The organism is Mycobacterium sp. E2497 (assembly GCF_001668695.1).
Taxonomy (GTDB): domain Bacteria; phylum Actinomycetota; class Actinomycetes; order Mycobacteriales; family Mycobacteriaceae; genus Mycobacterium.
In genome coordinates, this window is record NZ_LZKD01000102.1 from 1 (window position 1) to 24302 (window position 24302).

General features: G+C 69.1%; 20 protein-coding genes and 1 pseudogene. 11 read left to right on the plus strand and 10 right to left on the minus strand.

Going from position 1 to position 24302, the window contains the following annotated elements; all coding sequences use genetic code 11:
* The 5 genes from A5713_RS07740 to A5713_RS07760 all read left to right on the plus strand — a co-directional run.
* Positions 1–995: alpha/beta hydrolase (locus A5713_RS07740; protein WP_068094247.1), on the plus strand; the 995-nt coding region annotated here is incomplete at its 5' end.
* 44 nt (positions 996–1039) lie between these two features.
* Positions 1040–2449, plus strand: coding sequence for a wax ester/triacylglycerol synthase family O-acyltransferase (locus tag A5713_RS07745; protein WP_068094249.1), 1410 nt, complete (start codon positions 1040–1042; stop codon positions 2447–2449).
* A gap of 107 nt (positions 2450–2556) precedes the next feature.
* Positions 2557–3342, plus strand: coding sequence for a crotonase/enoyl-CoA hydratase family protein (locus tag A5713_RS07750; protein WP_068094293.1), 786 nt, complete (start codon positions 2557–2559; stop codon positions 3340–3342).
* A gap of 60 nt (positions 3343–3402) precedes the next feature.
* A complete protein-coding gene (locus A5713_RS07755; RefSeq protein ID WP_068094250.1) occupies positions 3403–4908 on the plus strand; it encodes a class I adenylate-forming enzyme family protein in 1506 nt (501 codons plus the stop codon).
* Positions 4905–5201 carry a hypothetical protein gene (locus tag A5713_RS07760; RefSeq protein WP_068094253.1) on the plus strand — a complete coding sequence of 99 codons (297 nt, stop codon included), beginning with the start codon at positions 4905–4907 and terminating at the stop codon, positions 5199–5201. The genes A5713_RS07755 and A5713_RS07760 overlap by 4 nt, the downstream gene beginning before the upstream one ends.
* Positions 5202–5205: 4 nt before the next feature.
* Here the strand turns inward: A5713_RS07760 and A5713_RS07765 are convergent, their stop codons facing one another.
* The 4 genes from A5713_RS07765 to A5713_RS07775 form a co-directional block, all read right to left on the minus strand.
* Positions 5206–5772 carry a TetR/AcrR family transcriptional regulator gene (locus A5713_RS07765; RefSeq protein WP_067917927.1) on the minus strand — a complete coding sequence of 189 codons (567 nt, stop codon included), beginning with the start codon at positions 5770–5772 and terminating at the stop codon, positions 5206–5208.
* An 89-nt stretch (positions 5773–5861) separates the two neighbouring features.
* Entirely contained in the window at positions 5862–5993 is a 132-nt protein-coding gene (locus tag A5713_RS29465; protein WP_007167324.1) for a hypothetical protein, read from the minus strand.
* 269 nt (positions 5994–6262) lie between these two features.
* Positions 6263–7735: an aldehyde dehydrogenase gene (locus A5713_RS07770; RefSeq protein WP_067917913.1), complete on the minus strand. Its 1473-nt coding sequence runs from the start codon at positions 7733–7735 to the stop codon at positions 6263–6265.
* Positions 7736–7829: 94 nt separating this feature from the next.
* The gene (locus tag A5713_RS07775) at positions 7830–8603 is read right to left on the minus strand and encodes a class I SAM-dependent methyltransferase (protein ID WP_067917925.1); all 774 of its coding nucleotides are present in this window, start codon (positions 8601–8603) and stop codon (positions 7830–7832) included.
* Between the two features lie 61 nt (positions 8604–8664).
* Between A5713_RS07775 and A5713_RS07780 the strand changes: the two genes are divergently transcribed.
* Positions 8665–9831: a glycosyltransferase family 4 protein gene (locus A5713_RS07780; protein ID WP_068094257.1), complete on the plus strand. Its 1167-nt coding sequence runs from the start codon at positions 8665–8667 to the stop codon at positions 9829–9831.
* Between the two features lie 18 nt (positions 9832–9849).
* On the opposite strand, the gene A5713_RS07785 is transcribed toward A5713_RS07780, so the two are convergent.
* Both A5713_RS07785 and A5713_RS07790 read right to left on the minus strand, forming a co-directional pair.
* On the minus strand, positions 9850–11613 hold the full coding sequence (locus tag A5713_RS07785; protein ID WP_068094259.1) for a hypothetical protein: 1764 nt from the start codon (positions 11611–11613) through the stop codon (positions 9850–9852).
* Positions 11614–11621: 8 nt separating this feature from the next.
* Positions 11622–12899 carry a DUF3068 domain-containing protein gene (locus A5713_RS07790; RefSeq protein ID WP_197516330.1) on the minus strand — a complete coding sequence of 426 codons (1278 nt, stop codon included), beginning with the start codon at positions 12897–12899 and terminating at the stop codon, positions 11622–11624.
* 90 nt (positions 12900–12989) lie between these two features.
* Between A5713_RS07790 and A5713_RS07795 the strand changes: the two are divergent.
* Positions 12990–14229: pseudogene (locus A5713_RS07795) on the plus strand (acyltransferase family protein).
* On the opposite strand, the gene A5713_RS07800 reads toward A5713_RS07795, so the two are convergent.
* The 3 genes from A5713_RS07800 to A5713_RS07810 are packed head-to-tail and all read right to left on the minus strand — an operon-like array spanning position 14226 to position 17221.
* Positions 14226–14702, minus strand: a complete 477-nt coding sequence (locus A5713_RS07800) for a YbjN domain-containing protein (RefSeq protein ID WP_068094264.1) — start codon at positions 14700–14702, stop codon at positions 14226–14228. The pseudogene A5713_RS07795 and the gene A5713_RS07800 sit on opposite strands and share 4 nt — an antisense overlap.
* Positions 14703–14746: 44 nt before the next feature.
* A complete protein-coding gene (locus A5713_RS07805) occupies positions 14747–16243 on the minus strand; it encodes an AMP-binding protein (protein ID WP_068094266.1) in 1497 nt (498 codons plus the stop codon).
* Positions 16244–17221, minus strand: a complete 978-nt coding sequence (locus A5713_RS07810) for a phosphotriesterase (protein WP_068094268.1) — start codon at positions 17219–17221, stop codon at positions 16244–16246. It abuts the gene before it with no gap.
* A 113-nt stretch (positions 17222–17334) separates the two neighbouring features.
* Between A5713_RS07810 and A5713_RS07815 the strand changes: the two genes are divergently transcribed.
* The 3 genes from A5713_RS07815 to A5713_RS07825 all read left to right on the plus strand — a co-directional run bounded on the left by A5713_RS07815 (position 17335) and on the right by A5713_RS07825 (position 21031).
* Positions 17335–19032: an acyl-CoA dehydrogenase family protein gene (locus A5713_RS07815; protein WP_068094271.1), complete on the plus strand. Its 1698-nt coding sequence runs from the start codon at positions 17335–17337 to the stop codon at positions 19030–19032.
* 368 nt (positions 19033–19400) lie between these two features.
* Positions 19401–20093, plus strand: coding sequence for a TetR/AcrR family transcriptional regulator (locus A5713_RS07820; RefSeq protein ID WP_067919921.1), 693 nt, complete (start codon positions 19401–19403; stop codon positions 20091–20093).
* Positions 20090–21031: a R2-like ligand-binding oxidase gene (locus tag A5713_RS07825; RefSeq protein ID WP_068094274.1), complete on the plus strand. Its 942-nt coding sequence runs from the start codon at positions 20090–20092 to the stop codon at positions 21029–21031. The genes A5713_RS07820 and A5713_RS07825 overlap by 4 nt, the downstream gene beginning before the upstream one ends.
* 168 nt (positions 21032–21199) lie before the next feature.
* On the opposite strand, the gene A5713_RS07830 is transcribed toward A5713_RS07825, so the two are convergent.
* Entirely contained in the window at positions 21200–22576 is a 1377-nt protein-coding gene (locus tag A5713_RS07830) for an NADP-dependent succinic semialdehyde dehydrogenase (protein WP_068094277.1), read from the minus strand.
* Positions 22577–22655: 79 nt separating this feature from the next.
* Here A5713_RS07830 and A5713_RS07835 point away from each other — a divergent pair, with 79 nt between their 5' ends.
* Complete coding sequence (locus A5713_RS07835) at positions 22656–24302, plus strand: acetolactate synthase large subunit (protein WP_068094280.1); 1647 nt, start codon at positions 22656–22658, stop codon at positions 24300–24302.

The following is a 24302-nucleotide window of genomic DNA, read 5'->3' on the forward strand; positions in this document are numbered from 1 at the left end:
CGTCGCCCGACGGCGACGACGCCCGCCTCCCCGACGGGTTGAGCGCCCGGGACGTCTCCGTCGCGGCGCTGCGCGGGATCGTGTCGGCCGCGGACCTCGAGCTGGAGTGGCCCACCGCGCTGCGGACGCCGCCGATCTGGGATGCGGTGCGCCAGCGCCGGTACCTGCACCGGCGCGCGGTCCACTACGGGGACCACCCCGCGCAGGTGCTCGACGTCTGGCGCCGCAAGGACCTGCCCGCGCAGCCTGCGCCGGTGCTGATCTTCGTCCCGGGCGGCGCCTGGGTGCACGGCAAGGCCATGGGCCAGGGTTCCGCCCTGATGTCCCGGCTGGCCGAGCAGGGCTGGGTCTGCCTGGCGATCGACTACCGCGTCGCGCCGCACCACCGCTGGCCGCGGCACATCATCGACGTCAAGACCGCCATCGCCTGGGCCCGCGCCAACGTCGACAAGTTCGGCGGTGACCGCGATTTCGTCGCGGTGGCGGGTTGTTCGGCCGGCGGGCACCTGTCCGCACTGGCCGGGCTGACCCCAGACGACCCGCAGTATCACGCGAAGCTGCCCGAGGGCGCCAACACCTCGGTGGACGCGGTGGTCGGCATCTACGGTCGCTACGACTGGGAGGATCGCTCGACTCCCGAGCGCGACCGGTTCGTCGACTTCCTGGAGCGGGTGGTGGTCAAGCGCAGGATCGCCCGCCACCCCGAGGTGTTCCGCGACGCGTCGCCGATGGCGCGCGTGCATCGAAATGCGCCGCCGTTCTTGGTGATTCACGGCAGCAGGGACAGCGTCATCCCCGTCGAGCAGGCCCGCAGCTTCGTCGACCGGATGCGGGACGTCTCGCATTCGATGGTGGGCTACCTGGAGCTGCCGGGCGCGGGCCACGGCTACGACCTCATCGACGGGGAGCGGGCGGGCGCGGCCGCGCACGCGACTTCGCTGTTCCTCAACCAGGTTTATCGCACCAAGACAAACGCGGCCAAAGAGGTTATCTGAGCAGCCGCCGCTGAGTATGGTCCCTTTATGGGTAAGGGGCAGCGGTGAAACGGCTGAGCGGGTGGGACGCGGTCCTGTTGTACAGCGAAACGCCGAACGTGCACATGCACACGATCAAAGCCGCTGTGATCGAACTCGATTCCGATCGGCGTGACTTCGACATCGGCGCGTTCCGCGAAGTCATCCGCGGCCGCCTGAACAAGCTCGAGCCGTTCTGCTACCAGCTGGTCGAGATCCCGTTGAAGCTCCACCATCCGATGTGGCGGGAGCACTGCGACGTCGACCTGGACTACCACATCCGGCCGTGGCGGCTGCCCGCGCCGGGCGGGCGGCGCGAGTTGGACGAGGCGATCGGGCGCATCGCCAGCACGCCGTTGGACCGCAGCCGCCCGCTGTGGGAGATGTACTTCATCGAAGGCCTGGCCAACAACCGGATCGCGGTGGTCGGCAAGATCCACCACGCGCTCGCCGACGGCGTCGCTTCGGCCAACCTGATGGCCCGCGGCATGGACCTGCAGCCGGGGCCGGAGGGTGGCCCGTACCGGTGCGACCCGGCACCCACCACGCGCCAGCTGTTGAGTTCGGCCTTCGCGGACCACCTGCGCCACGTCAGCCGGATCCCGCACACGATCCGCTACACGGCCGAGGGCCTGGGCCGGGTGCGGCGCAGCTCGCGCAAGCTGTCGCCGGAGCTGACGCGGCCGTTCGAGCCGCCGCCGACCTTCATGAACCACAAGATCACGCCCGAACGCCGGTTCGCCACCGCCACGCTGGCGCTGGCCGACGTCAAGGAGACCGGCAAGCGGCTCGGGGCGACCATCAACGACATGGTGCTGGCCATGTCGGCCGGCGCCCTGCGGACCCTGCTGCTGCGCTACGACGGCAAGGCCGAACCGCTGCTGGCGTCGGTGCCGATGAGTTTCGACTTCTCGCCCGAGCGCATCTCCGGGAACCGCTTCACCGGTGTGCTCGTGGGCCTGCCGACGGACTCCGACGATCCGCTGGAGCGGGTCCGGTGCACCCACGAGAACGCCATCGCCGCCAAGGAGAGCAACCAGCTGATGGGACCGGAACTGGTCAGCCGCTGGGCGGCCTACATGCCGCCCGCGCCCACCCAGGCCTTCTTCCGCTGGGCGTCCGGGCGCGACGGCCACAACAAGATCCTCAACCTGAACATCTCCAACGTTCCCGGCCCGCGCGAACGCGGCCGAGTCGGCGGGGCGCTCGTCACCGAGATCTACTCGGTGGGCCCGTTGACCGCAGGCAGCGGCCTCAACATCACCGTCTGGAGCTACGTCGACCAGCTCAACATCTCGGTGCTCTCCGACGGCGCCACGCTCAAGGACCCGCACGAGGTGACCGAGGCCATGGTCGCCGATTTCATCGAAATACGAAGGGCCGCAGGGCTTTCCGAGGAGCTCACCGTGGTCGAGGCCGCGATGGCGCCGGCCTGAGCCGTCCGGAGGGAACGGCACTCTCGCCTGACGTTAATCGCGTTCTGGTCGACCGCTACCATCGGTCGGACAGCAGCCACCCCGACCCCGAAGGAGCTGTGCGGCACGTGAGCACTGGGAGCGAAGCAGCCGAAGAACCCGAAGTCCTGGTCGAACAACGGGACCGGATCCTGATCATCACGATCAACCGGCCCAAGGCCAAGAACGCGGTCAACGCCGCGGTGGCGCGCGGCCTGGCCGACGCCGTCGACCGGCTCGACGGCGACGCGGGCCTTTCGGTGGGCATCCTCACCGGCGCCGGCGGATCGTTCTGCGCGGGCATGGACCTCAAGGCCTTCGCACGCGGCGAGGTGCCCATCGTCGAGGGCCGCGGCATGGGCTTCACCGAGCGTCCACCGGTCAAGCCGCTCATCGCGGCGGTCGAGGGCTACGCCCTGGCCGGCGGCACCGAATTGGCCTTGGCCACCGACCTGATCGTCGCGTCCAGCGAGTCGGCCTTCGGCATCCCCGAGGTGAAACGCGGCCTGGTCGCCGGCGGCGGCGGGCTGCTGCGGCTGCCTCAGCGCATCCCCTCGGCCATCGCCATGGAGCTCGCCCTCACCGGCGACAACCTGCCTGCCGAGCGCGCCCACGAGCTGGGGCTGGTCAACGTGCTGGCCGAGCCCGGCAAGGCCCTCGACGAGGCCATCGCGCTGGCGGAGAGGATCGCCGCCAACGGGCCGCTCGCGGTGGCCGCCACCAAGCGGATCATCGTCGAGTCCCGCGGCTGGACCCCCGACAACATGTTCGCCGAGCAAGGCAAGATCCTCACCCCGGTCTTCGCGTCCAACGACGCCAAAGAGGGCGCCATCGCCTTCGCCGAGAAGCGCCCGCCGCGCTGGACGGGCAGCTGAGCGGCCGAGTTACACTGTGGCTTAGTTTTGTAAACCGCTGGGGAACCGGAAAGACCGAGGATGAGCATTTCGCTGCTGCTCGAGATGGCCACGTCGAGCAATCCCGACCGCACGGCCGTGGTGTCCGAGGGCTCCTCGGGCGCTCTGCGGCTGACGACGCAGCAGCTCAGCGATCTCGCCGACGGTGGCGCCGGGGTGATCGCGGGATCGAACGCCCAACACGTGGTCTACGTGGGCACCGGCGGCGCGATGCTGCCGGTGCTGATCTTTTCGGCCGCGCGCGCCGGGCTGCCCTTCACCCCGCTCAATTACCGGCTCTCGGCCGACGGCATCCGCGCGCTGATCGAGCGCCTGCCCGAGCCGCTGGTGATCGTCGACGACCGCTACCGGGACATAGTCGGCGACGCCCCCGGCCGGCTGATGACCACCGACGAATTCCTGGCGGCCGCGCGCGACGCTGAGCCCGCCGCCGAGTTTCCCGACCCCGACTCGGTCGCGGTCGTCCTGTTCACCTCGGGCACCACATCGCAGCCCAAGGCGGTGGAGCTGTCGCACAACAACCTGACCAGCTACGTCACCGGCACGGTGGAATTCGAATCGGCCGCCGAGAGCGACGCCGCCCTGATCTGCGTGCCGCCCTATCACATCGCCGGGGTGGGCGCCGCGCTGTCGAACCTGTACGCCGGGCGCAAGATGGTCTACCTGCCGAATTTCGATGCGCGGGAATGGGTTCGGCTGATCAACGCCGAGAACGTGACCACCGCGACCGTCGTGCCCACCATGCTCGATCGCATCGTCGCCACCCTGGAGGCCGAGGGCCACGAGCTGCCCTCGCTGCGCAACCTGGCCTACGGCGGGTCCAAGGTGGGGCTGCCGCTGGTCCGCCGCGCCCTGGAGCTGCTGCCCGGGGTCGGCTTCGTCAACGCCTACGGCCTGACCGAGACGAGCTCGACCATCGCGGTGCTGACCCCCGACGACCACCGAGCGGCGCAGGCCGCGGCCGAGCCCGACGTCGCCAGGCGGTTGGCCTCGGTCGGACGGCCGGTGCCCGGCATCGAGATCGAGATCCGCGACGAAGGCGGCAACGTGCTCGGGGCCGGGCAGACCGGTGAGCTGTTCGTCCGGGGCGAGCAGGTCTCCGGACGCTACACCGGCATCGGTTCAGTGCTCGACGAAAACGGTTGGTTCCCAACCAGAGACGTCGCGATGCTGGACGAGGACGGGTACCTGTTCATCGGCGGTCGCAGCGACGACACCATCATCCGCGGCGGCGAGAACATCGCGCCCGCCGAGCTCGAAGAGGTCCTGGTCGAGCACCCGCACGTGCGCGACGTCGCCGTGGTCGGGGTGGAGGATCCGCAGTGGGGTCAGGCGATCGTCGCGGTGGTGGTGCCCCGGCCCGGCGCGGACCCCGATCCCGAGGAACTGCGCGAGCACGTCCGGAAAAGCTTGCGCGGGTCGCGAACCCCGGACCGGGTGGTGTTTCGCGACGAGCTGCCCACGACCCCCACCGGCAAAGTGCTTCGCCGGGAGATCATCGAGACGCTGGAAGGGCTACGCGCATGATCAAGAATGGAACCCGCCTGGCCAGCCAGGTGTGTGACACGCAGGTGATCGTCGTCAGGAGCGCCGACAGCCTCGACGACCTGCGGTGCGGCGGTGCGCCGATGGTGCCGATAGGCGCCGAGCGTTCGGGCGAACTGGATCCCTCGTTCGCCGACGGCACCGTGATGGGCAAGCGCTACGTCGACGAGACCGGTGCCGAGGTGCTGGTGACCAAGCCGGGTGCCGGGAGCCTGAGCGTCGGTGCGACCGCGCTGCAGCTCAAAGAGGTCAAGCCGCTGCCGGCCAGCGACTGAGGGATCACTCCCCGATATTGTTGCGTAGCACGAATTCCCTTGCCTTGATCAAGAATTCGAGCTGATCGCCGACCTGGCGCAACGGGTCGATGCTGCCGGTCGAGCGGGACAGCACGATGGCGCCCTCCAGCGCGGCGATCGACATCACCGCCAGCGAGGCGGCGCAGGGTTCCTCGAAGCCGTCGTGGGTGAATGCCAGCGTCAGCGCGGCGCACCAGCGGCCCAGGATGGCGCCGGCCTCCGCGGAGAGCTTGGCGTCGTCGTCGTCCGAGCCGATCGCCGCGGCCACCACCGGGCAGCCGGCGCTGAACCCGCCCTCGGTCAGCAGGCGCTCCCAGAACTCGACGAACTTGCCCAGCAGCACCCGGGCGCCCTGCTCGGCGGCGTCGTCGATCATCGCGGTGATGGAGTCACCGGAATAGCGCAGCGCCTCGATCAGGATCTGATTGCGGCCGTCGGGAAAGTGGTAGTAGACCGAGCCGCGCGGTGCACCGCTGCGGGCGAGCACCGCGTCGATGGTCACCCCCGCGGCGCCTCGCTCGCGCATCACCTCGGCGGCGCTGGCCAGCATTTTCCGGCGCGTGCCGCCGCGCTTCGTCGGGCTGGGGTGCTGCAGCGTTTCGCTCGTGGTCGCCACTGGCGTGCCTCCCGTGGCTAACGTCATGCAGCGTGTGAGTGCCGCAGCACCGGCCAATGCATGCCGCGCGGGCTGAAGCGGAAACTCCGGCGTTTGAGGTCGGGCATCTCGCGGGTGAATTGATAGCCGCCGATATTCAGCTCGATGATCCACATGATTCTCTCCCGGCCTGAGCGCCGCCGATGATTATGCTGAGAAGCATATAAGACAACGGTCCAGTAAGCAAGTTTTATTGCCTATATAAGCGCAGAAGCACGCAAAACTCGTGATAGCACCGCGCTGCCTCTTAATTTACGAGTGAGTAACTAGCGATGTTTCTATGCCATATTGCATAATCCTCAGCCCGGGCTGGCCGCAAACGCCGAACGCGCACCCACCGCGACCTGCTGTGTTTCGCGGGTGGATGCGCGTTCGGCGCTAGGCGTCAGCCCTCGATGGTGTAACCCATCGGCATGAGCACGCTCTTCTGCTGAGTGAAGTGCTCGACGCCCTCGGGGCCGTTCTCACGCCCGATGCCCGAGTTCTTGTAACCGCCGAAGGGGCAACAGGGATCGAAGGCGTACCAGTTGATCGCGTAGGTCCCCGTGCGGATCTTCTCCGCCACCGAGATGCCGCGCTCCACGTCGGCGGTCCACACGCTGCCGGCCAGGCCGTACACCGAGTCGTTGGCGATCTTGATCGCGTCCTCCTCGGTGTCGTAGGGGATGACGCTCAGCACGGGCCCGAAGATCTCCTCCTGGGCGATCGTCATCTTGTTGTCGACGTCGGCGAACACCGTCGGCTGCACGAAGAAGCCGCTGTCCAGGCCCTCGGGCCGGCCGCCGCCGCACACCAGCCGCGCGCCCTCCTCGATGCCCTTGGCGATGTAGCCCTCGACCCGGGCGCGCTGCTTCTCCGAGATCAGCGAGCCGATCTGGGCGGCCGGGTCCGACGGCAGGCCCACCGGCAGCGCCTGCACGAAAGTGCCTACCGCATCCACGATTTCGTCGTAGCGCGAACGCGGCGCCAGGATGCGGGTCTGGGCCACGCAGGCCTGCCCGGTGTTCATGATCCCGGAGAACACCAGCATCGGGACGGCGGACGCCAGGTCCACGTCCTCGAGGACGATGGCCGCGGACTTGCCGCCGAGTTCCAGCGTGCACGGCTTGAGCATGTCCGCGGCGCGCCGGCCGATCTCCTTGCCGACGGCCGAGCTGCCGGTGAAGGAGAAGAGGTCGACACCCGGGTTGGAGGTGAGTGCCTGTCCCGTCTCGATTCCGCCGGGCACCACCGACAGCACCCCCTCGGGCAGCCCGGCCTCGGCGAAGGCCTCCGCCAAAGCGTTGGCGCTCAGGGGGGTTTCGGCGGCCGGTTTGAGCACCACGGTGCAGCCGGCCAGCAGCGCCGGGCCCAGCTTGTTGACGGCCAGGAACAGCGGCACGTTCCACGCGACGATCGCGCCCACGACGCCGATGGGTTCGCGGTAGACGATGCTCTGCCCGTACCCGCCGGTGCGGACCTCTTTCCACTTGACCTGGTCGACGGCGGGGCCGGCGAAGAAGTTCAGCGCCCCGATGGAGCTCATCCAGTGCATGGTCTCGACGCCCATCGGGGGCTGGCCGGTCTCGGCCGCCAGCAGCTGGGTGAAGTGGTCCTTGCGCTCCTCCATCAGCTTGAGCGCGTTGGCGATCACGGCCGCGCGCTCCTTAGGCGGCGTCGTGGGCCAGGGTCCGTTATCGAACGCCGCGCGGGCCGCGGCGACCGCGGCGTCCACGTCGGCCGCCGCCGCCATGGGCGTCTTGCCGACGTACTCGCCCGTGGCCGGGCAGCGCACCTCGATCACCTCGTCGGTCGATGGCGCGGTCCACTTGCCGCCGATGAAAAGCTTGTCGTATTCCGTCGTTTGGCTCTCTGGCATCTGCGCCGCTCCTCCTCATTGCTTCGCGCTGCATCGTCGCCGGCGCGCATGGCGCCACCCTACCCAAGCCGGCGCAAAACGAGAACATGTTTCATTATCGGGGCCGAAGCACCAGCACCAGATTGCTGACCCCGAACTCCCGCAGCAGCGGGACCGACGTCAGCCACCATGCCCATCGGGGGTGGTAGCGGGGAAATGCGGCCACCGCCGCCCCGGTGCTCGCGGCCCAGTCGAGCCCTTCGGCCGCGGACACCGCGAACAACGACGACCCGTAGTTGTTTTTCGCCGGATGCCCGTGTTTGCGGGCATAGCGGGCGGCGGCGCGGGCGCCACCGAGGTAATGGGCCAGGCCCGTCTCGTGCCCACCGAACGGGCCCAGCCAGACGGTGTAGGAGAGCACGGCCAGCCCGCCGGGCTTGGTCACCCGCAGCATCTCGTTGCCCAGCTGCCACGGGCGCGGCACGTGCTCGGCGACGTTCGATGACAGGCAGATGTCCACCGAGTCGTCGGCGAACGGCAGCGCCATGCCCGATGCGCGGACGAAGGCTCCGGGGCCGTCCGCGGGGGACCGTTCCGCGGCGTGCATCTCGCTGGGGTCGGGTTCGACGCCTATGTAGCGGAGACCGATGTCGTCGAACGCGGCCGAGAAGTAGCCGGGCCCGCCGCCGACGTCGAGCACGGTGCGGCCGGTCGGGGGCTCGCCGCGCGCGGCCCGCCACAGGTCGCTGATCATCGCCGCGGTGTCCGCCGCCAGCGCGCCGTAGAACCGGGCCGGGTCGGACTGCTCGAAGCGGAACTCCGAGAGCAGCCGCACCGCCCGGCCCAGGGTCGCCCGCCGCGCGAAGACCTGGGTGCAGGGCGGGTTCACGGGCACCGGCCAACCCTACGCAGCGCGATTGCGGGCCATCGCCGAGCTAGGCTGACCAGTGATGTCTGGTCTGCGCTCCGTGCTCCTGCTGTGCTGGCGCGATACCGGACACCCACAGGGTGGCGGCAGCGAGGCCTACTTGCAACGCATCGGCGCGCAGCTGGCCGCGTCCGGCGTCGCCGTCACGCTGCGCACCGCCCGCTATCCCGGCGCGCCCCGCCGCGAGGTGGTCGACGGCGTGCGCATCGACCGTGCCGGCGGCCGGTACTCCGTCTACGTCTGGGCTTTGCTCGCGATGGCGGCGGCGCGGCTCGGGGTCGGACCGTTGCGGCGGGTGCGGCCCGACGTTGTCGTCGACACCCAGAACGGCCTGCCGTTCCTCGCCCGGCTCGTCTACGGCCGGCGGGTGGTGGTCCTGGTGCACCACTGTCACCGCGAGCAATGGCCGGTGGCGGGGCCGGTGCTCGGCCGGCTCGGCTGGTTCGTCGAGTCGAGGTTGTCGCCGTGGCTGAACCGGCGCAACCAGTACGTGACGGTATCGCTGCCGTCGGCGCGCGACCTGCTGACGCTGGGCGTCGACAACGCGCGAATCGCGGTGGTGCGCAACGGGCTCGACGAGGCCCCGGCGCGCTCGCTGACCGGCCCCCGCGCCGCCGCCCCGCGGGTGGTGGTGCTGTCGCGGTTGGTGCCGCACAAGCAGATCGAGGACGCGCTGGAGGCCGTGGCCCAGCTGCGGCCCCGGATGCCGGGCCTGCACCTGGACATCGTCGGCGACGGTTGGTGGCGGCAGCGGCTCGTCGACCACGTCCGCCGGCTCGGCATCCCCGACGCGGTGACATTTCACGGCCACGTCGACGACGTGACCAAACACCATGTGCTGCAGAGCTCCTGGGTGCAGCTGCTGCCCTCGCGCAAGGAGGGGTGGGGCCTGGCGGTCGTGGAGGCCGCCCAGCACCGGGTGCCGACCATCGGCTACCGGTCCTCGGGCGGCCTGTCGGATTCGATCGTCGACGAGGTGACCGGCATCCTGGTGGACACCCACGCCGAGCTGGTGGATCGCCTCGACGAGCTGCTGTCCGACCCGGTGTTGCGCGATCAACTCGGCGCCAAGGCGTACACCCGAAGCGGTGAATTCTCGTGGCGGCAGAGCGCCGACGCCATGTGCACGGTGCTGGAGGCCGTGCGAACGGGCGACTTCGTCAGCGGCCTAATCAACGGCCGCGGCTGACCGGGACGGTCGCGAGACTTAATCCCTGGCGGGGTTTTCCGGCGCGTCGTCGCCGTCGTTTACGTGTCGCGGTGGCACAACCGACCGCGACAGCCGGGCACGGCCGGCCAGTGCGCCGGCGCCGCCCGCGACCAGCGCCGCCAGCCAGGCCAGATGCGCGATCAGCGTCGCCGTGCGGGCCCTGGCGGACACCCCCGGGGTGGCGCCGCCGATCCGGTAGAGCGCGAGCTGGTCGTCGCGGTAGATCGGGGTGAGCGCGTCGAGAGTGCGCGCGGCCGCGCCCATGTCCCCGGCGGTGTCCGACTCCACGACCAGCCAGCCCACCCCCGCCGGGGCCAGCGCTGACGGCGCGGGCCCGGCCAGCAGCAACTGCTGCACCGCGCGCGCGTGGGTGCCCTCGCCCGGGATGACGGTCCCCGAGATGACCAGGTCGCCCGTGCTGAGCACGTCGGCGCTCACCCAGCGGGGCAACGGATCCAACACCGGCGCCCGGCCCGCCCAGGAGTAGAGCCGCATGGTGCCGGCCGGCAACACCGCCACCGTCGCGGGCGCGGCGTTGATTGCGGCAGCCACGGCCGCCCAGCCGCGCGGGTATTGCACCGGCGACACCTGGCCCCACACCCCCCAGGCCAGGTCGGGCAGCGCGAAGACCAGCGCGAGGCAGCAGACCGGGGCCGCCACCACATCCGCCGGCGGCGGCACCCACCTGCGCAGCGTCACCGCCACGCCCCCGCCGGCCAGCGCGTAACCCGGCATCGCCAGCGCCACCCATTTCTGCCCGTCCCGCAGCACCCCGAAGCCGGGCACGGCATCCACCAGCGCGGCCAGCAGGTGCAGGCCCGGGCCGGTCGCCAGGGCTGCCGGAACCAGCACGGCCGCCGCCGCCAACGCCAGCAGCGGTCGCGCCGCGGGGCGGCGCACCACCGTCGGCAGCCCGGCCGCGACCACGCCCAGCAGCACCGCGGCCGACGCCACCGCAAACATCGTGGTCCGCGAGATCGGCACCGCCTCGCCGTTCCAGATCCCGCCCAGGGCGGCCAGGCTGCCGAGCGTGCCGAGCCCCGGCTCGGCGCGCGGCGCGAACGCTGCGACCCCCAGGGTGTTCGCCGCCGCGTGGGCGGGCAAGGCGGCGCCCAGCGCCGACGCGGTCAGCCAGGGCAGCGCGCACACCAGCGCGGCGCCCAGCGTCACCGCGGCGCACAGCCGGCGAGACCAGGACCCAGCCGGGTCCTGTGTCGGGACCGCGACGCAGGCCAGCCCCGTCGTCGCGGCGAGCAGCAGACCGGTCGGCGTCAGGCCGGCCAGCGCGATCCAGAAGGTCAACCCGAAGAACGAGCCTTCGCCGGTCCGCAGCCTCAGCATCGCCGTCGCGACCCAGGGCAGGCAGCCGTAGCCGACCAGCAGGCTCCAGTGGCCCTGAAGCAGCCGCTCGGCGACGTAGGGGTTCCAGATCGCCAGGGTGGTGGCGACGAACTGGCCGGGCGCGCCCGCGTCGGGCAGCGCCGTCGCGACCAGTCGGGCCGCACCCCACCCCGCGAGCCAGAGCCCGACGACGAGCAACCCCTTGACCACGACGCCGCCGTCGAGCACGTGTGAGGCCAGCGCCACCGCGAAGTCCTGCGGCGTCGCGCGCGGCGCCGCCGTCAAACCCAGCGCGGTGTCGGACACATAGGAGCGCGGCGTGGACACCGCGTCGCGCAGCAGCAGGTAACCGGGCTTGAGCAGCGGCCCGACCACCAGCAGCGCCAAGGCCAGGGCGTACCCGGGCCGGGTCCAGCGCACGCGGCGGGCTATTCCCGTTCGGGTGGACCGGTGGGCTCGGGCGGCCCGGAGCCGGGTGGCTCGTCGGCGCCCAGAGTGGGCGCGTCCCCGCTGGGATCATCCCGCGACCTGGGGCGCTGGGTGGGCAGCTTCTCGGTTTCGGCCTCGGCGCCGGGCACCGGCTCCTCGAGCCCGCTGCGGCCGAAGAAGTCCTGGTCACCGCGGTCCAGGCCGGGATCGGTCAACGCGCTCTCGGTGCGCAGGCTGAACGAGGCGAGCAGGCCGCCGCCGACCAGCGCGATCAGCCCGACCGCGGTGAACGTGATGGGCAGCACCCGCGACCACAGCGCCAGTCGGTCGCGCTCGTCGCGGGCGGCGTTGACCTGCGATTCGACGGTGTCCTGGTTGGAGGTGACCTTATAGTCGGCCAGCGTCAGCTCCGGCTTCATCGGATCGCGGGCGAAGTAATGGTTGGCGTGCTCGGTTTCCTTGACGATGGTGCCCGACACCGGGTCCACCCAGAAGGTGCGCTGCGCCGCGTAGTAGCGGGTCATGGTGATCTGCTCGTTCGGGTCCCCGCCTTGGATGCCCCACATCGACGCCGACGTGGTCTGCTTGGCGTCCTCGTTGCCGGCCATCAGCGACGGGTACGCGACGGGGGCCACCAGCTTGCCCTCGGCGTTGTAGCCGATGTTCTGGGTGAACTTATAGGTGGTCAGGCCGTTGACGTCTTCCTGGCTGTCGTAGTTGACGTCGAACGGCTTCTGTGCGATCGGATCGAAGTAGGGGTACGTCTTCTTCTCGGTGTGGAACGGGAACCGGTAGGCCAGGCCGTCGTGGCGGAGCGGCATCGCGGTGGGCGGGTTCTCGTCGTTGAAGGCGCGCGGCTTCTGGACCGAGCCGCCGGCGTGGGTGTCGTCGGAGACGGCCATCGCGGTCTTGCGGTTGAGGGTCACGGTGTCGACGATCGCCAGCAACAGGCCGCTGTCCTTCTGCTTGTCGGTGCGCCGCACCGAGCTTCCGACCTGCAGCGTGACGACGTCGGCGTTGGCGGGCGACTCGACGCTGACCTGCTGCTGGGACACCAGTGGCACGTTCTGGTTGACGACGACGTGATCGGTCGACAGGGATGCGGAGTCGAGCGCGGTTCCGGTGCCGTCGCTGATCAGCGTGGCGTCGATGTCGAGTGGGACCTTGGTGATCCTGCTGGTGGTGTACGTCGACAACAGCAGCGCGGCGATCAGCAGGGCGGCTCCGAGTCCGATGATCCCGCATGCGGCGAACCGCAACATGACTGCTCGGTTCACGTCGCTGTGCCCTCCTAGATGCTCTCTTGCGCCGTCAGCCGCAAACCCGTTTGACCCTAACAGCCGAACGTAAGGCCCCGGCTTACGAACCTGTCGCGGTCGCGCGCGGGTCCTTCGGGTGTACCCATTCGTTCTGCCCACCCATCAGATGCAGACTGTGGGGGTGACGGATGGCCAGCGCGCGGGAGGTGTTCGCAGCTTCCTGCCCGCCGTGGAGGGGATGCGCGCGTGCGCGGCCATGGGCGTGGTCGTCACGCACGTCGCCTTCCAGACCGGGCATTCCAGCGGCGTCACCGGCCGGCTCTTCGGCCGCTTCGATCTGGCCGTCGCGGTGTTCTTCGCGTTGTCGGGTTTCCTGTTGTGGCGCGGGCACGCCGCGGCGGCGCGCGGCCTGCAACCGCGACCCCGCACGGGCCACTATCTGCGGTCGCGGGTGGTGCGCATCATGCCGGCCTACGTGGTGGCGGTCGTCGTGATCCTGACGCTGTTGCCCGACGCCGATCACGCCAGCCCGACGGTGTGGCTGGCCAACCTGACCCTGACCCAGATCTATGTGCCGCTCACCCTCACCGGCGGGCTGACCCAGATGTGGAGCCTTTCCGTCGAGGTCAGCTTCTACCTGGCCCTGCCCATCCTGGCGTTGCTCGCCCGGCGGCTGCCGGTCGGCGCGCGGGTGCCGGCCATCGCCGCCCTGGCCGCGCTGAGCTGGGCCTGGGGCTGGGTGCCCATTCATTCCGGATCCGGCACCAACCCGCTCAACTGGCCGCCGGCCTTCTTCTCCTGGTTCGCCGCAGGCATGCTGCTGGCCGAATGGGTGCACAACCCGATCGGCCTGCCGCACCGGTGGGCCCGCCGGCGCGTGGTGATGGGCGTCGTCGCCGTGCTGGCCTACCTGGTGGCGGCGTCCCCGCTGGCCGGACCGGAGGGCCTGATTCCCGGCACGGCCACCCAGTTCGCCGTGAAGACGGCGGCGGGCTCGCTGGTGGCGCTCGCGCTGGTCGCCCCGCTGGTGCTGGACAAGGTGGACACCCCGCACCGGCTGTTGGGGGGCACCGCCATGGTGACGCTGGGGCGGTGGTCCTACGGCCTGTTCGTGTGGCACCTGGCGGCGCTGGCCATGGTGTTCCCGGTGCTCGGGACCTTCGCGTTCACCGGCCGGATGCCGTCGGTGCTGGCGCTCACGCTGATCTTCGGGTGGGCGATCGCCGCGGTCAGCTACGGGCTGGTCGAGTCACCCTGCCGGGAAGCGTTGCGGCGCTGGGAGAGACACGAGAAGCCGGAAGAAACCCCCGATACCGTCGACGCAGAGGCGGACGCGATCGCACCCTAACCGGTGCGGTCCATCCACTCTTCGAGCGTGTGCGCCGACGGCAGGCAGACCGCCCGCTCGATCTTCTCGAACAGGTCGGCCCCGTACTCCACGGTGGACCGGACGAGGTGGCCGAGCCCCTCGACGTGGATGCCGTCGCTCAGCAGGTAGGCGTTCTCGCCGACGACGCTGACCTGGGCCGGCCGGGCGGTCTCACGCACAAACGCCTTGGGCCAATGGGTTTCGCGGTTCCAGTCGTTCACCAGCTCCATCAGGCGGGGCCGTTCGGCGGCGGGGTAGTGGCCGGCCGGGCTGACCGAGATCTCGAACACGTCGCGGCGCAACCCGTTGATCCGCAGGTTCACGTGCAGTTTGCCGCGTTCGTAGCCGGGCAGCATCAGGAACTCCTCGCCGTCGTCGCTGCGGAAGAACCGCAACTGGCGCGATTGCAGGTAACGGTCGATCAGTTCCGTGCTCAGCGGTTCGATCTGCATGGCCCGATGGTGCGGCCGCGGCCTTGGAGGATTCTTGGTGAGCCTCAGGCCGGCTCGGTCGCCTGCAGCCGCGCGATGATCTCGGCGCGCACGGCCGACCGCCGCGCCTTGCCGGCGTCATCCCGCAGGGGAGCGTCGACGAACTCGATGAAATCGGGGGAGGGCGGCACCTTGTACTGCGAAAGGCGTTCGCGCAGAAACTCTCTCACGCCCGCCGCGTCGAGCGCGGACCCGTCGGCGGTGTGCACCAGCGCGTAGGGCACCTGTCCCAGGTCGCCGGAGTTCGGGTCGGGAACGCCGACGACGAGGCAGGACAGCACGTCCGGGTGCGCCGAGAGCGCGTTCTCCACCTCGGCCGGATACACGTTGCGGCCGCCGACGGTGAACATGTCGACGCGACGGTCGGACAGGTACAAGAACCCGTCGGAGTCGAAGTGGCCGAGGTCGCCCAGGGAGTCCCAGCCGTCGCGGGTCTTCGCCTCGACGCCGACGTAGCGGTAGGTGGGCGCGGTGCCCGGGCTTGGCCGCATGTAGATCTCGCCGACCACGCCGGGCGGGCAGGGGTTGCCGTCGTCGTCGAGCACCTGCATCTCCCCGGCGACCACCACACCCACCGAGCCGCGGTGGGTCAGCCATTGGTCGCCGGAGATGAAGGTGAGCGCCTGTAACTCGGTGCCGCCGTAGAGTTCCCACACCTTCTCCGGGGCCAGCAGCTCGATCCACGCCTGTTTGACGGCGGGCGGGCACGGCGCACCCATGTGCCAGAACCGCCGGATCGACGACAGGTCGTAGGACTGCGGGTCGGCGTGGTACACGGGCAGCGTGCGCTGCATGATCGTCGGCACCGTCGTCAGGAAGGTGACGCGATGGTCGGTGATCAGCCGCAGGAACCGCTCGGGGTCGAACCGGCTCATCAAGACCAGGTGATGGCGCATCAGCAGGGCGAGCGTCGCGGTGGTGAAACCCGTGTTGTGGGACAACGGGATCGGCACCAGCGTGGTGTCGCCCTCCTGCGCGCCCAGCGGGTAGCCGATCGCGGCCGGTATCCGGCTGTCGCCGCCGGACTCGATGAGCTTGGGCCGCCCCGTGCTGCCGCCCGAGCCCATCGCCTTCCACACCGGCGATACCGCCTCCGGCAACGCCGCGTCCGACAACGTCGGATCTGGGATGAATCCCGCTGGGACACTAGGCATTTGGTGGTGTCCGCGGCCGACCAGCAGGGCTGGCGGACGAAGGTCCAGCAGGCCCCGCAGCTCGGCGTCCGGTAACCGCGCCGACAGCGGCTGGGGCACCGCCCCCAGCTTCCAGCACGCCACCGCGGCCTGGATCCACTCGACGGAGTTGGGCAGCACGATCGTCACATAGTCGCCGACGCCGACGCCGCGCTCGGCGTAGGCGCGGGCCAACCGGTTCGTCGAGGTGTCGAGCTCCGCGCGGGTCAGGGTCAGCCCGTCGCAGGTGACCGCCGGCTCGTCGGGCGCGAGGTCGGCCAGCGCCGAGATCTGGGTGCCGATCGGCGGGACCGGCTCACTCTGGGTCATTTAATAGGCGCCCTGCCGCTCGAAGATGCGGCGGGGGTTGTCGACCAGCATGGTGTGCAGCTGCTCGTCGGTGACGCCGCGCTGCTTGAGGGCGGGGATGACGTCGTTGTGGATGTGCAGGTAGTGCCAGTTGGGCGCCATCTGCGGCACGAGCTCTTCGGGCAGTGCGTCGAAGTAGCAATTGGCGTCATGTGAGAGCACCATCTTGTCGGCGTGGCCGCGTTCGCACATCTGCGCCACGATCTTGACCCGCTCTTCGAACGGAGAGATCACGTCGAGGCCGAAGCGGTCCATCCCGAGGTATGACCCCGCCGCGATGAGTTCCTCGAGGTAGCCGATGTCGGTGCTGTCGCCGGAGTGACCGATCACGACCCGGGTCAGGTCGACCCCTTCCTCTTCGAAGATGCGTTGCTGCTCGAGGCCTCGGCGCAGGCCGGCATGGGTATGCGTGGAGATCGGTACCCCCGTGCGCTTGTGCGCCTGGGCGACGGCACGCAGCACCCGCTCGACGCCGGGGGTGATGCCCGGCTCGTCGGTGGCGCACTTGAGGATTCCGGCCTTGACGCCGGTGTCGGCGATACCCTGCTCGATGTCCTTCACGAACATGTCGGTCATGATCTCTGGGCCGCCCAGCATGCCGCCGGGGCCCTCGTAGTGAAACCGGAACGGAATGTCGTTGTAGGTGTAAAGACCTGTTGCCACAACGATATTCAGATCGGTGGCCGCCGCCACGCGCGCGATGCGCGGGATGTAGCGGCCGAGCCCGATCACGGTGAGGTCGACGATGGTGTCCACGCCGCGGGCCTTCAACTCGTTGAGGCGGGCGATCGCGTCGGCCACCCGCTTCTCCTCGTCGCCCCAGGCTTCGGGATAGTTCAGGGCGATCTCGGTAGTCATGATGAACACGTGCTCGTGCATGAGCGTCACGCCGAGGTCGGCGGTATCGATGGGGCCGCGAGCGGTATTGAGTTCTAACACGTGACTGATGCTAGGTCGACTCGGTGGTCGGACAACAGTGCCGATTTGTTCCGGAGCGCCCGACGGTGCAGTACCGTCACCCTCGTCCTCACCGGAACCCGCGGGAGCCCGTCATGCTGCTCAATCCCAACCACCTGCAACGTCAGTACCCCGACCGGCGCTCGCGGGAGATCATGGCCGCGACGGTGGACTTCTTCGAATCGCGGGGCAAGGCGCGGCTGAAGTCCGACGACCACGAACGGGTCTGGTACTCCGAGTTTTTGGACCACATCGGCCGCGAGCGCATCTTCGCGTCCCTGTTGACACCGTCGGAATACGGTGCGGCCGATTGCCGCTGGGACACCTACCGGATCAGCGAGTTCGCCGAGATCGTGGGCTTCTACGGGCTGAGCTACTGGTACCCCTTTCAGGTCACCGCGCTGGGCCTGGGCCCGATCTGGATGAGCGCCAACTCCGACGCCAAGCGCAAGGCCGCCGCGCAGTTGGAGGCCGGCGAGGTGTTCGCCTTCGGGCTGTCGGAGCAGACCCACGGCGCCGACGTCTACCAGACCGACATGATCCTGACGCCGTCCGAAAGCGGCTGGACCGCGAACGGCGAGAAGTACTACATCGGCAACGCCAACGTGGCGCGGATGGTGTCGACCTTCGGCAAGATCGCGGGTTCCGACGAGTATGTGTTCTTCGCCGCCGACTCCCAGCATGAGCGGTACGACCTGATCAAGAACGTGGTGAACTCGCAGAATTACGTGGCGAACTACGCGCTGCGCGACTACCCGGTCACCGAGGCCGACATCCTGCACCGCGGTCCCGAGGCGTTCCACGCCGCCCTCAACACCGTCAACGTCTGCAAGTACAACCTGGGTTGGGGCGCAGTCGGCATGTGCACCCACGCCATGTACGAGGCGGTCACCCACGCCTCCAACCGCGTCCTCTACGGCACCGTCGTCACCGACTTCACCCACGTCCGTCGGCTGCTCACCGACGCCTACCTGCGGCTGGTCGCGATGCGGCTGGTGACCACCCGCGCTTGCGACTACATGCGCAGCGCGTCGGCCGACGACCGGCGCTACCTGCTGTACAGCCCGCTCACCAAGGGGAAGGTCACCAGCGAGGGGGAGCGGGTCGTCATCGCGCTCTGGGACGTCATCGCCGCGAAGGGCGTCGAGAAGGACACCTTCTTCGAGGCGGTCACCCGCGAGATCGGTCTGCTGCCAAGGCTTGAAGGCACGGTGCACATCAACATCGGGCTGCTCGCCAAGTTCATGCCCAACTTCCTGTTCGCCCCCAACAGCGAACTGCCGATCATCGGCCGCCGCGACGATGCGTCGGACGACAGCTTCCTGTTCGCGCAGGGGCCGACCGGGGGGCTGGGCAAGGTGCGCTTCCACGACTGGCGCGCGGTGTTCGACGGGTTCGCGCACCTGCCCAACGTCGCGTTGCTGCGCAAGCAGATCGACGTGCTCGCCGACATGTTGGCCAGCGCGACCCCCGACGCCGCGCAGCAGAAGGACGTCGACTTCGCGTTCGCCGTGGGCCAGCTGTTCGCGACGGTGCCCTACGCGCAGCTCATCCTCGAGGAGGCCGCGCTGTCGGACGTGGACGAGACGCTGATCGACGGGATCTTCGCCGTGCTGGTGCGCGATTTCAACGGCTACGCCGTGGAGCTGAGCGACAAGCCCGCGACGACGGACGAGCAGGCGCGGTTCGCGACGCGGATGATCCGCCGCCCGGTCCACGACCCGTCGCGGTACGCCCAGATCTGGAAGGAACACATCCTTCCGCTCAATGGCGCATACGAGATGCGGCCCTAGGTTTCGGCCATCGTTTGCCGATCGCCGAGCTAGATTTGTGTCATGCCGTCGCGCAGGACGTATACCGCTTACAGCATCGCTTGCGCGTTCACGTGGGCCGTAATTCTGATTGTTGTTGCGGTCGTGTCCCCCAACCGCCTGCACACCTTCCTGTTGGTCGGTGGCGGCTGGTTGATCGGATGGATCTCGGCGACCATTGCCCGGTCGGTTTATCCCCCACCGAAACACCAACGGCCGACCGCTTGAATGGGCTGGCTTTTCGTGGCTTGAAACCTCTTTGTTCGCTTTGCGTCAGGCCGACCCGGCCCCTTGACTGTGACGCAGCTCACCGTAATATGACCAGTGGTCATCGACGTTAGGAGGCAGCAATGCCAACGGTGACTTGGGCGCGGGTCGACCCCGCCCGCCGCGCCGCCATCATCGACGCCGCCGAGCAGGAGTTCGGGGCACACGGGTTCTCCCGCGGCAGCCTCAACGTCATCGCGCGGCGCGCCGGCGTCGCCAAGGGCAGCCTGTTCCAGTACTTCGCGGACAAGCGCGACCTGTTCGCGTTCATCGCCGACATCGGCAGCCAGCGGGTGCGCGCCTACATGGAAGACCGCATCCGCGAGCTGGACCCGAGCCGGCCGTTCTTCGACTTTCTCACCGACTGGCTCGACGCGTGGGTGGCCTACTTCGCCGACCACCCGCACGAACGCGCGCTGCACGCCGCGGCGACCCTCGAGGTTGACACCGAAGCCCGCGTCAGCGTGCAGAACGTCATCCACCGCCACTACCTGGAGGTGATGCGGCCGCTCGTCCGTGACGCGAAGGAGCGCGGCGACCTGCGCGCCGATTCGGACACCGACGCGCTGTTGTCGTTGCTGCTCTTGATCTTTCCGCATCTGGCGCTGGCGCCCTACATGCGCGGCCTGGATCCGGTTCTCGGGCTCGACGAACCCACGCCGGAGCAGCCGGCGCTCGCCGTGCGCCGGCTCGTCGCGGTGCTGGCGGCCGCCTTCTCCGCGTCACCGGACTCACCCGTCCACTCAGCCCCACAACGATCCGAGGAGGTCACATGACACGCACACATTCGGGCTCGATGGTTCGAGGGGGCCTCAATTGGGACAGCCTGCCGCTGCGGCTGTTCGCCGGCGGCAACGCGAAGTTCTGGGATCCGGCCGACATCGACTTCTCCCGCGACCGCGCCGACTGGGAGCGGCTGACCGACGACGAACGCGATTACGCGATCCGGTTGTGCGCGGAGTTCATCGCCGGCGAGGAAGCCGTGACCGAGGACATCCAGCCGTTCATGTCGGCGATGCGGGTCGAGGGCCGGCTCGGCGACGAGATGTACCTGACGCAGTTCGCTTTCGAGGAGGCCAAGCACGTCCAGGTGTTCCGCATGTGGCTCGACGCGGTCGGGGTCACCGACGACCTGCACCGCTACCTCGACGACATCCCCACCTACCGGACGATCTTCTACGAGGAATTGCCGGACTGCCTGAACGCCTTGTCGGTGGACCCGTCGCCGGCCGCCCAGGTGCGGGCGTCGGTCACCTACAACCACATGGTCGAGGGCATGCTGGCGCTCACCGGATACTTCGGCTGGCACAAGATTTGCGTGGAGCGCGGCATCCTGCCCGGCATGCAGGAGCTGGTCCGGCGCATCGGCGACGACGAGCGGCGCCACATGGCGTGGGGCACGTTCACCTGCCGCCGCCACGTCGCCGCCGACGACGCCAACTGGGGCGTCTTCGAAACCCGCATGAACGAGCTGATGCCGCTGGGGCTGCGCCTGATCGAGGAGGGCTTCGCCCTGTACGACCCGATGCCGTTCGGCCTGTCGGTGGACGAGTTCATGGCCTACGCGTCCGACAAGGGGATGCGGCGCTTCGGCACGATCTCCAGCGCCCGCGGGCGGCCGCTGGAAGAGATCGACCTCGACTACTCGCCATTGCACTTGGAGGACACCTTCGCCGACGAGGACGAGAAGGCCCTGGCGGCCGCGTCGGTGTGAGGCATCGAGCGTGGGCCTCAGGGACGAAAATTGCCGCGAATTCGTCCATAGGCCCCACACTCGACGGGCCGGCTACTCGGCCTTGCTGTCGCCGACAGCGTCCCCGGCGTCACCTGCGCCGATGATGGCGACCCGCCGCGCCCGGCTACGCCGCGCTTGCGATCGCCACTACCCGACCCAGACGGTCTTGGCGTTGACGAACGCGCGGATGCCGAGGCCGGCGAGTTCGCGGCCGTAACCGGACCGCTTGACGCCGCCGAAGCCCAGCTCGGGGTAGGACACCGTCATGCCGTTGATGAACACCTGGCCGGCCTCGATGTCGTCGATGAAGCGCTGCTGCTCGGCCTCGTCGTTGGTCCAGGCGTTGGATCCCAACCCGAACGTGGTGGCGTTGGCGATCTCGATCGCCTCGTCGATGTCGGCGGCCCGGTACATCGACGCCACCGGGCCGAACACCTCTTCGGTGTAGAGAGCCATGTCCTTGGTGATGTCGGTGACCACCGTCGGCGGGTAGAACCATCCCGGCCCGTCGATGGGCTTGCCGCCGAGGCGGATCGTGGCGCCCGCCGCGGCCGCGTCGTCGACCTGCTTGGCGATGTCGTCGCGGCCGGACTCGGTGGCCAGCGGGCCCACGTCGGTGTCCGGGTCGGTCGGGTCCCCCACTTTGAGCCCGGCCATCCGCTCGGTGAACTTGTCGACGAACGCGTCGTAGATGTCGGTGTGAATGATGAACCGCTTCGCGGCGATGCAGGACTGGCCGTTGTTCTGGACGCGCGCGGTGACGGCGGTCTTGGCGGCCTCGTCCAGGTTCGCCGACGGCATCACGATGAACGGGTCGCTGCCGCCGAGCTCGAGCACGGTGGGTTTGATCTCGTCGCCGGCGATGGCCGCGACCGACTGCCCGGCCGGCTCGCTGCCGGTCAGGGTGGCGGCCGCCACCCGGGGGTCGCGCAGGATGCGCTCGACGGCACCCGACGAGACCAACAGCGTCTGGAAGCAGCCCTCCGGGAAGCCGCCGCGGGCGATCACGTCCGCGAGGTACAGCGCGGACTGCGGCACGTTCGAGGCGTGCTTGAGGATGCCGACGTTGCCGGCCATCAGCGCCGGTGCGGCGAACCGGACGGCCTGCCACAGCGGGAAGTTCCACGGCATCACGGCCAGCACCACCCCGAGCGGCTGGTAGCGGGTGTAAGCCCGCTTGGCGCCCACCGCTTGCGCGTCGGCCGGCTCGTCGGCCAGCAGCTGCTCGGCGTTCTCCGCGTAGTAGCGAAAGCCCTTGGCGCACTTGAGTACTTCGGCCTTGGCCGACTTCAGCGTCTTACCCATCTCGCACGTCATCATCGCCGCGACGTCGTCGGCCTCTTTCTCCAACAGATCGGCGGTGGCGTTTGCCCACTCCGCGCGCTGGGCAAAGGTGGTGTTATGGCGGTAGTCCTGGAACCGGGCGTAGGCGCGGGCGATGGCCGCATCGACTTCTTCGTCGGTTGCCGGGGTGAAGGTCTTTACTGTCTCGCCGGTGGCCGGGTTGATGGTCGCGATGGGCACGCTGACATCCTTCGCTTCGGGGTTGGTAAGAGGTCCAACACCCAGCCTGCCACTATCGTTCCCTCAAGGGAGGTGCCGGATGAGTAAAGCCGCCGAGCTGATGGTCAAGTGCCTGGAAAACGAGGGCGTTTCCGTGGTCTTCGGCCTGCCGGGCGAGGAGAACATCCGCTTCGTGCAGGCCCTGGCCTCGTCGAGCATCCGCTATGTGCTGACCCGGCACGAGCAGGGCGCGGCCTTCATGGCCGAGATGTACGGGCGGGTCACCGGGCGGGCGGCGGTGGTGTCGAGCACCCTGGGTCCGGGTGCGATCAACATGCAACTCGGCGTCGCCGATGCCACCACCAACAGCACCCCGCTGGTCGCCATCTCCGCCCAGGTCGGCCAGGACCGGGAGTTCAAGGAGTCACACCAGTACGTCGACCTGGTGCGAATGTTCGCCCCCATCACCCGATGGGCCGCCGGGGTCCCCACCGCGCGCGCCATCCCCGAGATGTTCCGCAAGGCGTTCAAGGTCGCCGAGACCGAACGCCCGGCGGCGGTGTACCTGGCGGTGCCCGAGCACATCGATGCCGATGAGACCGACTACGACCTGACGCCGTTGCCGCGCAACGTCGTTCGTCCGGATGCCCCCGCACCCGGCCAGGTGGAGCGCGCGGTCGACATCCTGCGCAAGGCCAAGCGGCCGGTGGTGCTGGCCGGTCACGGCGCCGCCCGCGGCAACGCCACCGCGGCCCTGGTCCGGTTCTCCGAGCAGTTCGGCATTCCGGTCGCCAACACCTTCCACGGCAAGGGCGTGATGCCCGACGACCATCCCAACAGCATCGGGACCCTGGGGTTCATGCGGCACGACTACGTGAACTTCGGCTTCGACAACGCCGACGTGGTGATCGCCGTCGGCTACGAGTTGCAGGAGTTCGACCCCATCCGGATCAACCCGCAGGCCGACAAGAAGATCATCCACGTCCACCGTTTCCCTGCCGAGGTCGACGCGCACTATTCGGTGGACGTCGGCATCATCGGCGACATCGGCTCTTCTTTAGATGCGTTGACGGACGCGCTGGACGGCCACTCCTACGAGGCGGACCCGGACGTCCCCGGCCACGGCTTACTCGCCGAGGAATTCGCCCGCGGGCAACAGGATTCGCGTTATCCGCTGGCCCCGGCGCGGGTGGTCGCCGACACCCGCGCGGCGCTGGGCCGCAGCGACGTCGTCCTGGTGGACACCGGCGCCACCAAGATGTGGATGGCGCGGCTCTACCCAACGTACGAGTGCAACACCTGCCTGGTGTCGAATGGCTTGTCCACCATGGGATTTTCGCTGCCAGGTGCGCTCGGTGTGAAACTGGCGCGGCCCGACACGAAGGTGCTGGCCGTCGTCGGGGACGGCGCGTTCCTGATGAACTCGCAGGAAATCGAGACCGCCGTCCGCGAGCGGATACCGCTGGTGGTGCTGATCTGGGAGGACGGCGGTTACGGGCTGATCGAGTGGAAAATGGACCTCGAGCTCGGCGCGCACTACTATGTGAAGTTCGGCAATCCCGACGTGGTCAAGTACGCGGAAAGCTTTGGTGCCAAGGGATATCGGATCAACAGCGCCGAGGAGCTGCTGCCCACGCTGCGTGCCGCTTTAGAGGATGACGGCGTCTCGGTGATCGCCTGCCCGGTCGACTACTCGGACAACTTGCGGTTGACCGACCGGCTCGGCGAGCTGGACGAGTCGCTGTGA